The organism is Rhodococcus sp. NPDC057529, assembly GCF_042802055.1.
Lineage (GTDB): Bacteria > Actinomycetota > Actinomycetes > Mycobacteriales > Mycobacteriaceae > Rhodococcus_F.
Genome location: NZ_JBHVEY010000004.1, coordinates 185,930 through 197,751, shown reverse-complemented (window position 1 = coordinate 197,751; position 11,822 = coordinate 185,930). Strand labels below are relative to the sequence as shown.

At 68.2% G+C, this 11,822-nt stretch carries 11 protein-coding genes; 5 read left to right on the top strand and 6 right to left on the bottom strand.

Going from position 1 to position 11,822, the window contains the following annotated elements:
• Positions 1-144: 144 nt before the first annotated feature.
• Genes ACFU5V_RS09470 through ACFU5V_RS09460 form a run of 3 tightly spaced genes read right to left on the bottom strand, consistent with a single transcriptional unit; the run spans position 145 to position 3,642 of the window.
• Positions 145-1,512: an SLC13 family permease gene (locus ACFU5V_RS09470; RefSeq protein ID WP_378698669.1), complete on the bottom strand. Its 1,368-nt coding sequence runs from the start codon at positions 1,510-1,512 to the stop codon at positions 145-147.
• A 28-nt stretch (positions 1,513-1,540) separates the two neighbouring features.
• The gene (locus ACFU5V_RS09465) at positions 1,541-2,410 is read right to left on the bottom strand and encodes a hydroxymethylglutaryl-CoA lyase (protein ID WP_378698667.1); all 870 of its coding nucleotides are present in this window, start codon (positions 2,408-2,410) and stop codon (positions 1,541-1,543) included.
• Positions 2,411-2,424: 14 nt separating this feature from the next.
• Complete coding sequence (locus ACFU5V_RS09460) at positions 2,425-3,642, bottom strand: CaiB/BaiF CoA transferase family protein (RefSeq protein ID WP_378698665.1); 1,218 nt, start codon at positions 3,640-3,642, stop codon at positions 2,425-2,427.
• 213 nt (positions 3,643-3,855) lie between these two features.
• On the opposite strand from ACFU5V_RS09460, the gene ACFU5V_RS09455 reads away from it, so the two are divergent.
• Positions 3,856-4,398: a gamma carbonic anhydrase family protein gene (locus ACFU5V_RS09455; RefSeq protein WP_378436810.1), complete on the top strand. Its 543-nt coding sequence runs from the start codon at positions 3,856-3,858 to the stop codon at positions 4,396-4,398.
• A 5-nt stretch (positions 4,399-4,403) separates the two neighbouring features.
• Here the strand turns inward: ACFU5V_RS09455 and ACFU5V_RS09450 are convergent, their stop codons facing one another.
• Positions 4,404-5,051, bottom strand: coding sequence for an IclR family transcriptional regulator (locus ACFU5V_RS09450; protein ID WP_378698663.1), 648 nt, complete (start codon positions 5,049-5,051; stop codon positions 4,404-4,406).
• Positions 5,052-5,268: 217 nt separating this feature from the next.
• Here ACFU5V_RS09450 and hppD point away from each other — a divergent pair, with 217 nt between their 5' ends.
• Entirely contained in the window at positions 5,269-6,474 is a 1,206-nt protein-coding gene (gene hppD, locus ACFU5V_RS09445; protein ID WP_378698661.1) for a 4-hydroxyphenylpyruvate dioxygenase, read from the top strand.
• Between the two features lie 3 nt (positions 6,475-6,477).
• Here hppD and ACFU5V_RS09440 read toward each other — a convergent pair whose 3' ends face one another.
• Positions 6,478-6,936: a carboxymuconolactone decarboxylase family protein gene (locus ACFU5V_RS09440; RefSeq protein WP_218270373.1), complete on the bottom strand. Its 459-nt coding sequence runs from the start codon at positions 6,934-6,936 to the stop codon at positions 6,478-6,480.
• Positions 6,937-6,985: 49 nt separating this feature from the next.
• Here ACFU5V_RS09440 and ACFU5V_RS09435 point away from each other — a divergent pair, with 49 nt between their 5' ends.
• The 3 genes from ACFU5V_RS09435 (at position 6,986) to ACFU5V_RS09425 (ending at position 10,496) form a co-directional block, all read left to right on the top strand.
• Positions 6,986-8,395, top strand: coding sequence for a PLP-dependent aminotransferase family protein (locus ACFU5V_RS09435; protein WP_378698659.1), 1,410 nt, complete (start codon positions 6,986-6,988; stop codon positions 8,393-8,395).
• A gap of 231 nt (positions 8,396-8,626) precedes the next feature.
• Positions 8,627-9,154 (top strand): OsmC family protein, encoded by a 528-nt coding sequence (locus tag ACFU5V_RS09430; RefSeq protein WP_378698657.1) that lies wholly within the window; start codon positions 8,627-8,629, stop codon positions 9,152-9,154.
• Positions 9,155-9,194: 40 nt separating this feature from the next.
• Positions 9,195-10,496: a bifunctional o-acetylhomoserine/o-acetylserine sulfhydrylase gene (locus ACFU5V_RS09425; protein ID WP_378698655.1), complete on the top strand. Its 1,302-nt coding sequence runs from the start codon at positions 9,195-9,197 to the stop codon at positions 10,494-10,496.
• Positions 10,497-10,533: 37 nt separating this feature from the next.
• Here ACFU5V_RS09425 and ACFU5V_RS09420 read toward each other — a convergent pair whose 3' ends face one another.
• Positions 10,534-11,712, bottom strand: coding sequence for a hydroxylase (locus ACFU5V_RS09420; RefSeq protein ID WP_378432963.1), 1,179 nt, complete (start codon positions 11,710-11,712; stop codon positions 10,534-10,536).
• Between the last annotated feature and the right edge of the window lie 110 nt (positions 11,713-11,822).

The window sequence follows — 11,822 nt, the reverse complement described above, 5'->3', positions numbered from 1 at the left end:
CTTGCCCTAGGTGAAACAAAACGTTGGCGAAAAACGGTACGCGAGGGGGGGGGGAGGGGGGGGAGGGTCCAGGCCTGCTGCTCTCGGAGGGGAGAAGTTCCCGTCCCCCCCCGAGAAGAGGGCACCCCCCACTGCCCCGAAGACCTACACGGACGTCGGCACGACGACCAGCGCCCAGACCAACATCGGAGCCGACAGCACGATCAGGCCGCAGTAGGCGAGCATCTTGCGCTGGAACCGCGCCTTGTCCTCGACCTGTGCGTTGGCGAGCACCATCACGCCGTTCGTCGAGAACGGGCTGACGTCGACCACCGTCGCGGAGAACGCCAGGGCGGCGACGAATCCCACGGCGCCCACCTCTCCCATCGCGAGCATCGGCGCGGCGAGGGGCAACGCGATGCCGAGCGTGCCGATCGACGATCCGAACGCGGAGATGATCGCGACCGCGTAACAGAGGATCAATGTGGTCAGCAACGGCGATCCGAGAGCCGACGCCGCGTCACCGAGGAAGTCGAGCGTGCCGTTCTGCGTCATGACCGCCATGTAGGTGAGCATCCCGCACACGAGCACCACGGCGGGCCATGCCACGTTGTCGACGACCTTGGGGTGCGACTTGGGCGCCATCAACAGCAGGACCGCGCTGACGCAGATCGAGCTGACGCCGACGTCGATTCCGAACAGAACCGACCCGACGACGAGGAACCCGATGCCCGCGAGTGTCGCGAGCCGGTACCTGTTCATCTTCACCGGCTTCATGCCCTCGTGATTCAGCGCTTCCTCGATGACCTCGCGATCGGTGAGCGTCGCGGTGTTCCCGCCCGGACCGCCGGCGGGGGCGCCACCACCGGACGGCCGGCGCGAGGAACCGCCGAATCCGCCGCCGTCGGATGCCTCCTCGACCGGGCGCGGAGTGCGGTGCCCGATCAGGTCGAGGCCGTAGATCAGGAACAGCACGATCGCGATGGCCAGGTTCAGGACGAACGGCAGTGCGAACAGGACCAGCGGGTTCGCCCCCACGCCGGTGGAGTCCATCAGTCCGTTGATGAACGCGCCGTAGAGGTTGATGGGCGAGAACGCGCAGGCCAGGGCGCCGTGGCTGATGACCATGCCCATGAGGAACGGGTTGATCCTGTTCTTGGCCGCGAGGGGCATCGCGATGGGGGCGAGCATCCCGACCGCGAGCACGGACCCGAGTGCCATCAGCAGCCCGGACAGCAGGAACATCATCCACAGAATCGCCCACCGCCTGCCGCGCACGAGGCGCAGCGAGGCCTCGATGACGAGGTCGATGGTCCCGTTCGCCTTCGCGATGGCGAACAACAGCGTGATACCGCCGACGATGATGAACGTGCTGCCGGGGAAGGCATCGATGATGTCCTCGACCGGGATCCCGGACACCCAGCCGCCGATGACGAATGCTCCGGCGAACGCGAGGATGCCCATGTTGATCGGGGTGAGTGTCGCCACGGTGAAGATCGCGATCAGAGCGACGATGGAGAGTGCGTAGACCATGATCGGCCTTTCGGGGTGAGTTCGCAGTTCACACTGCGGAGAGGGGCCGAGCTTGTGCCAGAGCAAGTTTCACGGTGTCGACGGCGAGGTCGAGGGCCTGCAGATCGATGCCCGTGTCGATGTCGTGCGCGTGGAGGTGCGCTACCAGTTCCTCGGTGGCGAGATTGCCGTGGGCGCCCGGGGCGAACGGGCAGCCGCCGTACCCTCCGATGGCGCTGTCGAAGTGCGTGATGCCGAGTTGCCGGTGCGCGGCGATCACGGTACCGAGGGCCTGCCCGTGCGCGTTGTGGAGGTGCAGGCTCAGTTCGATGTCGGGGAGGGCGTCGCGGACCGCCCCGACCGACGCGAGCACCTGCTCGGTGGTGGCCGTTCCCAGGGTGTCGGCCAGCCCGAGCCTGCGCACACCCATCGCGGCCATCGCGCGGGCCACCCGCACCAGCGCGGCGGGGGCGATGATGCCCTCGAACGGGCAGACGAACGCGGTCGACACACCTCCGAGGAAACTCCGGTCCGGGTACTTCTGCAATGCCTCGGCGAGTCCGGTCAGCGCCTCGTCCGGATTCCTGCCCGTGTTCGCAGTGCTGTGCCCGGCGCTGGCGGACGTCACGACCTGGATCTCGTCGATGCCGGTCGCGGCGGCGCGCTGCACTCCGCGCGGGTTGAGCGCGAGGGCGCTGTAGGTGACCGACGGATCGGTGCGGGGCAGCCGGGCGATGACGTCGTCGGCGTCCGCCATCTGCGGGACCCGCGTGGGCGAGACGAACGATGCCGCCTCGATGTGCGTCACGCCTGCGGCGACGAGTGCGTCCGCGACGGCGATCTTGTGGTCGGTGGAGACGACCGAGTCCTCGTCCTGCAGTCCGTCCCGCAGTACGACATCCGTTATGGTGACTGTCATTTCACTTCTCCGATTCAGACGATGTCGCGGGCGCGGTAGTCGGCGAGCTGATCGCCGGACAGGTTCAGCAATCCGCCGAGGATCTCGTCGGTGTGCTCACCCAGCTCGGGTCCTGCCCAGCGGATCTGGGTGGGTTCGCCGTCGAGCTGCGGGACGACTCCGGGGAAGCGCACCTCTTCGGGTTCCCCGTCGACGGACACCTTCAGGCTCTGCAGCATGCCGCGGGCGTTGTAGTGCTCGTCGTCCGCGATCTGGACGGCGTCGTACACCTCGCCGACGGGCACGCCGGCGGCGCCGAGTTCGGCGACCACGTCGCGCGGACGCCGCTGCGACGTCCACGAGGAGATCGCGTCGTCGAGTTCGGCTTCGCGACGGAATCGCTGATCACCGTCGGCCAGGTCGGGATCGTCGGCGAGATCGCCCCGCCCGACCGCCTGCATCAACCGGCCGAACACACCGCTCGAGTTGCCGGCGATCATGACGGAGCCGCCGTCGCACGGATAGACACCGCTCGGCACCACACCGGGCAGGTTGCCCGCGGTCCGTTCGCGGACCATGCCGTACGCGTCGTAGTCGGGTACGAGGGACTCCATCGCCATGAACACCGACTCGTACAGGGCCACGTCCGCCACCCGCGGGGTCGAATGATCGCCCTGTCTCGCCTTGGCCAGCAACATCATCAGGGCACCGATCGCGCCGTGCAGCCCCGCGAGGGTGTCGGCGATGGGGGCGGCCGCCCGAACGGATTGACGGTCCGGGTAGCCGGTGACGTGCCGCAGCCCGCCGAAGGCCTCGGCGACACCGCCGAATCCGGTGCGCTCCCGGTACGGGCCGGTCTGCCCGTAGCCGGAGATCCGCACGAGGACGATGTCGGGGTTGGCGGCCGTCAACTGGTCGGGGCCGATTCCCCACCGCTCGAGCGTTCCGGGCCGGAAGTTCTCGATGACGACATCCGACTTGCGGGCGAGGTCGAGGATGATCGCGCGGCCCTCGTCCGTCCGGAGGTCGAGCGTGACGGACCGCTTGTTGCGGGCGATGGTGCGGAACATCATCGACGTCGCGCCGCGACGGCGGCGCCAGCCCCGCAGTTCGTCGCCGACGCCCGGCCGTTCGATCTTGACGACCTCGGCGCCGAAGTCGGCGAAGATGCGGCTCGCGATGGGGGCCGCGATGAAGTTGCCGAGTTCCAGCACACGGATGCCGTGCAGTGGGCCGTTCTCTGGGACCTGCATGTGAGAGTTCTCCCTCGTCGATCTGTACCGGATGTCGACGGGAGCCCTACCTGCGTATTCTCATTATTTGGCAGTTTGCTTCCCGTCTGATAAGAATTACGGTAGTGGTAGCAGTCACAATTGGCAATGCCCGGAGTCCGCGCCACACGACAATGGACGACGGAACGCCGCGAGATGCAGCACGAATCCGCTGCTCGACAGGAGGAGAACACGGTGAGAGAACCACACGTCGTTGCGATCAACGGACGTTCGCCACGCGCGGAGAAGACCGCGTGGGTCGCGCCCACCGCGGCGGTGATCGGCGCCGCGACCCTCGGCGCGGAGGCCAGCGTCTGGTACGGCGCCGTACTGCGGGCCGATTGCGATTCCATCACCCTCGGCGAGGGCAGCAACATCCAGGACGGAGTGGCCGTTCACGTCGACCCGGGTTTCCCCGTCGTCGTCGGCCGGGACGTCAGCGTGGGGCACAACGCCGTGCTGCACGGCTGCACCGTGGAGGACGGCGCCCTCGTGGGCATGGGCGCCACCGTCCTCAACGGCGCGGTGATCGGCGAGAAGTCGCTGATCGCGGCCGGCGCGCTGGTCCTCGAAGGAACCCGGATTCCGCCGCGCTCACTCGTCGCCGGTGTGCCCGCGAAGGTCCGCCGGGAACTGACCGACGACGAGGTGGCCCACAACGCCGGCAACGCGGCGGTCTACCGCCAACTGGCGCAGCAACATCGGTCGGCCGACGTCACCACGTTCGACATCGCCTGACCGAGTCAGTCGCCGGGAACGGACGTCTCGATCTGCCGCGCGGCAGCGACGACTGCGCGGCCCATCCGGGAACCCAGGTTCTCCCCCATGCGCCCCTCGGGGCCCGACACGCACACGGCGGCCACGATCTCGCCGTGCCTGCGAACCGGTGCGCTGATGGAGGCGGAGCCCGGTGTCCGTTCCGAAATCGACACCCACCACCCCGATTTCACCGCGTCGGGGTCGGCCTCCCAGTCTCCGGACAGCACGTGCCCACTCGACCCCTGCGGAAGCGGCACGAGTGTCCCGACGGGCAGCGCGACCCGCAGTTCGTGCTGGGAGTCGACGCTGGCCGTGCACAGCCGCGACTCGCCCCGCCGCACCCACAACTGAGCGGATTCGCCTGTCTTCTCCGCCAATTCGCGCAGCGCCGGAATGGCGAGGTCGCTCAGCGCCGTCGTGACGAACCGCTGCCCGAGGTAGAAACGGCCTTCCTGATCCTTCCGGAGGAGGCCGTGCCTGACCATGTCCGTGGCCAGCCGGTACGTGGTCGACAGGGACAGGTCCAGCTCGCGGGCGAGGTCGCTCGCACCCATCGGGCTCGCCTCCACGACGTCGAGGATCGCCACCGCGCGTGCGAGCACTCCGACGCCGATCTCACTCCGCGCAACCATCTCAGTCCATTTCTATTGCCCCATTGAAGTATTCAGATTGTATAGGAAAGCGGGGGCGGGGCCGCTCTCATCCGTCGATGCGGCTAGCTGTCCGGGTCCCGGTTGACGACCGGGCCGGCGGCCGGTTACCTCTGTGCCAGGCATTCGCCACTCCCCCGGTGCGCAGTCGCACTCACCTTCTCCGTATCCGAAAACCGTTGCAAGGAAAGGCACCATCATGACGATAGAGCAGACTCTCACCGACAAGGAACGCCTGGCAGGTCTCGACCTCGGCCAGCTCGAACAGCTGGTCGGGCTCGTCGAGTACGACGGCACCCGCGACCCGTTCCCGGTCAGCGGCTGGGACGCCGTCGTCTGGGTGGTCGGCAACGCCACCCAGACCGCCCACTACTTCCAATCCGCGTTCGGGATGACCCTCGTCGCCTACTCCGGACCGACCACCGGCAACCGCGACCACCACAGCTTCGTCCTCGAATCCGGCGCCGTCCGCTTCGTGATCAACGGCGCCGTCGACCCACAGAGCCCGCTGATCGAACACCACCGCACCCACGGCGACGGCGTCGTCGACATCGCCCTCGCCGTCCCCGACGTCGACAAATGCATCGCCCACGCCCGCACCCAGGGCGCCACCGTCCTGGACGAGCCCCACGATGTCACCGACGAGCACGGCACCGTCCGGATCGCCGCGATCGCCACCTACGGCGACACCCGCCACACCCTCGTCGACCGCAGCAACTACACCGGCCCCTACCTGCCCGGCTACCAGCCGCGCACCTCCACCCACACCAAACGCGACGGTGCCCCCAAGCGCCTGTTCCAGGCCCTCGACCACGTCGTCGGCAACGTCGAACTCGGCAGGATGGACCACTGGGTCGACTTCTACAACCGGGTCATGGGCTTTACGAACATGGCCGAATTCGTCGGCGAGGACATCGCCACCGACTACTCCGCCCTGATGAGCAAGGTCGTCTCCAACGGCAACCACCGCGTCAAGTTCCCCCTCAACGAACCCGCCATCGCCAAGAAACGCTCCCAGATCGACGAGTACCTCGACTTCTACCGCGGCCCCGGCGCCCAGCACCTGGCGCTGGCCACCAACGACATCCTCACCGCGGTGGACCGGTTGACCGCCGAGGGTGTGGAGTTCCTGGCCACCCCGGACTCCTACTACGAGGATCCCGAACTGCGGGCCCGGATCGGCAACGTCCGCGCCCCGATCGAGGAGTTGCAGAAACGCGGCATCCTCGTCGACCGCGACGAGGACGGCTACCTGCTGCAGATCTTCACCAAACCCCTCGTCGACCGGCCCACCGTGTTCTTCGAACTCATCGAACGCCACGGCTCCCTCGGCTTCGGCATCGGCAACTTCAAAGCCCTCTTCGAAGCCATCGAACGCGAACAAGCCGCCCGCGGAAACTTCTGAGGGTCAGCGCACTCGCGGGATCTTGCGGGTGCTGACGGCGATGCGATTCCACGCGTTGATCGTGAGCACCAGCGAGATGAGCTGGGCCAGTTCCGTCTCGTCGAAATGTTCCTCCGCCTCCTCGTACACCGAGTCCGGGACGAAGCCGTCGGTCAGCACGGTGATCGACTCGGCGAGGGCGAGCGCGGCGCGCTCCTTGTCGGTGTACAGGCCGTGCATTTCCTCCCACGCGCCGAGGAGGAACAGCTTCTGTTCGCTGATGCCGATCTTGCGGGCATCCGCGGTGTGCATGTCGATGCACCACGCGCAGTGGTTGATCTGGGAGCAACGGGTGAGCACCAACTCGACGAGTTCCGGGTCGAGGCCCTGCCGGGCGGCGGCGTCGAGGGCGATCATCGCCTTGTAGACGGCGGGGGACTTGCGTGCGAGGTCGACTCGGGTCTTGCGCTCTGTTGTGGTCATAGGAGAACAGTAAGCGCGAAATAGCCCATCTCCATGGTTCAATTCGATCATGAAATCTTGGGCCAATTCTGGTCTGGGCCGCGATCTCCATCTCGACCTCGCCGCACCCGCCGGTGGACGGACGTCCGGGGTGCGCGCCGCTCTGGTGTCCGCGCTGCGCGAGTCGATCCGCTCGGGACGGCTCGTCGCAGGCACCACCCTCCCGCCGTCCCGCGCGCTCGCCCTCGATCTCGGCGTCGCCCGCAACACCGTCGCCGAGGCGTACTCCGAACTCGTCGCGGAGGGGTGGCTCACGGCACGGCAGGGATCGGGGACCCGGGTCGCCGATCGGGAACGCGAACCCGCCCACCGTCCGCAGACCCGCCCCGCCGCCGCACCCCGGCCCGCGTGGAGCCTGCTGCCCGGTTCGCCCGACGTCGCGGAGTTTCCCCGTGCCGCCTGGACGGCGTCGGCGCGCCGGGCGCTCACCGCGGCACCCCACGACGCGTTCGGTCCGGGCGATCCGCGGGGCCGCCCCGAACTGCGCCGCGCCGTCGCCGAATACCTGGCCCGTGCACGAGGGGTCCGCGCCGATCCCGATCGGATCGTGGTCAGCGCGAGTTCGGGGCACGGCCTGTGGCTCCTCGCCCGCGCCGTGCAGGGACCGGTCGCCGTCGAAGGGTACGGCCTGCACTTCCATCGCGAACTGCTCCGCGATGCCGGGGCCGTCACCGTGCCCCTGCACCTCGACGCCCACGGCGCGCGGCCCCCGGACACGACCGGCACCCGGCTGTCCGCGGCACTGCTCACCCCGGCCCACCAATTCCCCACCGGAGGTCCGCTCCACCCCAGCAGGAGAACGGCTTTCGTGGAATGGGCACGCACGACCGGTGGGATCGTGATCGAGGACGATTACGACGGGGAGTTCCGGTACGACCGCCAACCCGTCGGCGCCCTGCAGGGTCTGGCCCCGGAACAGGTGGCGTATCTGGGCACCGTGAGCAAGACCCTGTCTCCCGCGATCCGTGTGGGGTGGATGGTGTTGCCGGAACACCTGATCGACGACGTCCTGGCGGTCAAGGGCGTGTACGAGAGGTGGGTCAGCGCGACGGACCAGCTGACCCTGGCGGACTTCATCGAGCGAGGCGCATTCGACCGGCACGTCCGCAGGATGCGCACCCTGTACCGCCGCCGGCGCGACACCCTCGTCGAGACGCTCGCCGCGCGGGTACCGCACGTGCACGTCACCGGCATCGCGGCCGGCCTGCACGCCGTCCTCGAACTTCCGGCCGGGACCGAGGCGGCCACCGTCGGCCGGGCCGCGGCCCTCGGTCTCGCGGTGGAGGGCCTGCGCACGTTCCGTCATCCGGACGGTCCCGCGGACCGGCCGGACGGGCTCGTCGTCGGCTACAGCACGCCGTCGTCCGCCCGCTTCGCCGACACGCTCGACGCCCTGTGCCGCGCGCTGCCCACTCCGTGAGCAGAATTTCCTATGGGACTGGTCGGAATGCGTGTCGTGCGGTTACAGTCTGATCCGTGACCGAATCCGGCGTGGTCGACTCAGGCGAGCTGCTGACGCGGCGCCGCCATGTCGATTTCGCACTGGTGTGTACCTCGAGGTGTCCGATCTCCTGATCGGACCCGTCCCGGCGTGATGTTCTCCACGCCGGGTTCCTCCTGCACACCCACCTTTTCGAAGGATTCGCCACTCGTGACCACTGCATCCGTTTCACATCTCACGTCCGTCATCAACGCCACCCGTGACGCCGTGTCGCAGGATTCCGCGAACGCGCACGTCGTCTTCACCGCCTCCGCGCAGGCCCACGACGCCGTCGCGAGCACCGTCTCGCTCGGCAAGTACAGCGTCGAGGTGGACGAGCCGCCCGCGCTCGGCGGCGAGCACTCCGCCGCCAATCCCGTGGAGTACTACCTCGCTTCGCTGCTCTCCTGCCAGGTGGTGACGTACCGCTTCTGGGCCGAGAAGCTCGGTGTCCGCGTCGACGACATCTCGGCACGTGCGGAGGGAGACCTCGACGTGCACGGGTTCTTCGGCTTCGACGACGCCGTCCGCCCCGGGTTCGGAGAGGTGCGCGTCGTCGTGACGCTCACCGGTCCGGAATCGCGGGAACGCTACCTCGAGCTGCAGGAAGCGGTCGACGCGCACTGCCCCGTCCTCGACCTGACCCGCAATCCGACCCCGGTCCACACCGTGGTCGAAACACTCACCGGCGACATCTGATTCATCACATCCACTGCACCGAATCCGGAGGACTCCACTCGTGACCGAGAGCATCGATCCCACCGCCGACTGGTCGTTCGAGACCAAGCAGATCCACGCCGGGCAGACGTCCGACGCGACCACCAAGGCGCGGGCGCTGCCGATCTACCAGACCACCTCGTACACGTTCGACAGCACCGACCATGCTGCCGCGCTGTTCGGTCTGGCCGAGCCCGGCAACATCTACACCCGCATCATGAACCCCACCCAGGACGCGGTCGAGCAGCGCATCGCCGCCCTCGAAGGCGGCGTCGCCGCCCTGCTGCTGTCGTCCGGGCAGGCCGCGGAAACCTTTGCGGTGCTGAACCTCGCCGAGGCAGGCGACCACATCGTCTCCAGCCCGTACCTGTACGGGGGCACGTACAACCTGTTCCACTACACGCTGCCCAAGCTCGGCATCGAGGTCTCGTTCGTCGAAGACCCGGACGACCTCGAGCAGTGGCGCAGCGCCGTCCGCCCGAACACGAAGGCGTTCTACGGTGAGACGATCGCCAACCCGAAGAACCACGTCCTGGACATCCCGGGAATCTCGAAGGTGGGCCACGACAACGGGATCCCGCTGATCGTCGACAACACGGTGGCCACACCGTATCTGCTGCAGCCGCTGAAGCATGGGGCGGACATCGTGGTGCACTCGGCCACCAAGTACCTCGGCGGTCACGGCACGGCGATCGCAGGTGTCGTCGTCGACGGCGGCACGTTCGACTGGACCCAGGGCAGGCACGGCGGCTTCACCACCCCGGACCCGAGCTACCACGGCGTCGTGTTCGCGGACCTCGGCGCCCCGGCCTACGCGCTGAAGGCGCGCGTGCAGTTGCTGCGCGACCTCGGTTCCGCGGTCGCCCCGTTCAACGCATTCCTCATCGCCCAGGGCATCGAGACCCTCAGCCTGCGGGTGGAGCGGCACGTCGCCAACGCGCAGAAGGTCGCCGAGTTCCTCGAGGCGCGCACGGAGGTCACATCCGTGGCGTACGCGGGTCTGCCGTCCTCGCCGTGGCACGAGCGTGCACGGCAGCTCACCCCGAAGGGTCCGGGTGCGATCGTGACGTTCGAACTGGCAGGCGGGGTCGATGCCGGCAAGAAGTTCGTCAACGCGCTCACCCTGCACAGCCACGTCGCGAACATCGGCGACGTGCGCTCGCTGGTGATCCACCCGGCGTCGACGACGCACTCGCAGCTCACCCCGGAGGAGCAGCTCGCGGCCGGTGTGACGCCCGGACTGGTTCGCCTCGCCGTCGGCATCGAGGGGATCGACGACATCCTCGCCGACCTCGAGACCGGATTCGCCGCGGCCGCAGTCTGATCCGATGCCGGGAGGCCGAGATCCGGCCTCCCGGCGTCTAGATCATCGCGCGCATCATGCCCTGCGGTTCGCCGCCGAGCTGGGTGAGCGCGCTCGCATGGTTGGTGGGTCCGGGCACGTGGACGGCGTGAGCGAGACCGGCGTGCGCGTCCCGCCAGAACCGTTGCATCGGCGTCTTGTAGTGCAGCGCGCCGCCGCCGGCGCGCGCGAAGATCTCGTCGACGGCACGCACCGCACGCCAGGCCGCGGCGATCTGGGTGCGGCGTCCGATCGCACGCTCCTCGAACGTGACCTCCTTGCCTGCGTCGACCTTGTCGTAGAACCGGTCGGCGGTCTCGATGAGGGAGACCCGGGACGCGTTGATCTCGGCGGCGGACTCTCCTATCGCACTGAGGACGTACGGGTCCTCCTTGATCTTCTGGCCCGTGATGGCGACGCGGTTCTTCTGCACCGCGATGTGGCAGGCCAGCGCGCCCTCGGTGATGCCGATGACGGCGGCGGTGATGCCGAGCGGGAACATGCAGGAGTAGGGCATGTTGAACAGTGGTTCGGGCCTGCCCGCCTCCTTCTGCGCCCGCCCGTCCATCACCTTCGACGCGCTCAACGTCCGGTAGCCCGGGACGAACGCACCGTCGACGATCAGGTCCTTGCTTCCGGTTCCGCGCAGGCCGATGACGTCCCACGTGTCCTCGACGATCCGATAGTCGGTGCGCGGCAGGATCACGTGCAGCGACGACGGCGGCAGCGCGATGCCGCCCTCGCCGTCGCCGACCATCGCCCCGAGGAACGCCCATTGGCAGTGGTCGGTTCCCGACGAGAACGACCATCGCCCCTTCAGGACGTATCCGCCGTCGACCGGTGTCGCGACGCCCATGGGCGCGTACGGCGACGCCATCCACGTGTCGTTGTCCTCGCCCCAGATCTCTTCCTGCACCCGCGGGTCGGCGAACGCCAGCTCCCACGGGTGCACGCCGACGATCCCGGCGACCCACCCGCTCGCACCGTCGAGTGCGGCGATTCCCATCACGGTCTCGGCGAATTCGCGAGGGTGCACCTCGAGGCCGCCGTACAGCTTGGGCTGCAGCAACCGGATCGCCCCGGAGTCGCGCAGGAGGCCGGCGGCGGTGTCGGTGAGCCGGCAGTCCGCCTCCGACCGGACGGCCTGCCCGCGAATCTCCTCGGCGACGGCTTCGATTCTGTCGAGAACCTGACCCATCGGGACTCCCCTTCCGCCGTGGCTAGAACACGTTCTAGTCAATATAGCCCCGGCGTGCCGATTCCGCGTCGATCCACGTTCCGCGCTTGAAAGTTCGATGCACCTAAATC

Coding starts and splice junctions, on each gene's coding strand:
- ACFU5V_RS09470 (WP_378698669.1), bottom strand. CDS start 1,512: ATGGTCTACGCACTCTCCATCGTCGCTCTGATCGCGATCTTCACCGTG.
- ACFU5V_RS09465 (WP_378698667.1), bottom strand. CDS start 2,410: ATGACAGTCACCATAACGGATGTCGTACTGCGGGACGGACTGCAGGAC.
- ACFU5V_RS09460 (WP_378698665.1), bottom strand. CDS start 3,642: ATGCAGGTCCCAGAGAACGGCCCACTGCACGGCATCCGTGTGCTGGAA.
- ACFU5V_RS09450 (WP_378698663.1), bottom strand. CDS start 5,051: ATGGTTGCGCGGAGTGAGATCGGCGTCGGAGTGCTCGCACGCGCGGTG.
- hppD (WP_378698661.1), top strand. CDS start 5,269: ATGACGATAGAGCAGACTCTCACCGACAAGGAACGCCTGGCAGGTCTC.
- ACFU5V_RS09440 (WP_218270373.1), bottom strand. CDS start 6,936: ATGACCACAACAGAGCGCAAGACCCGAGTCGACCTCGCACGCAAGTCC.
- ACFU5V_RS09435 (WP_378698659.1), top strand. CDS start 6,986: ATGAAATCTTGGGCCAATTCTGGTCTGGGCCGCGATCTCCATCTCGAC.
- ACFU5V_RS09420 (WP_378432963.1), bottom strand. CDS start 11,712: ATGGGTCAGGTTCTCGACAGAATCGAAGCCGTCGCCGAGGAGATTCGC.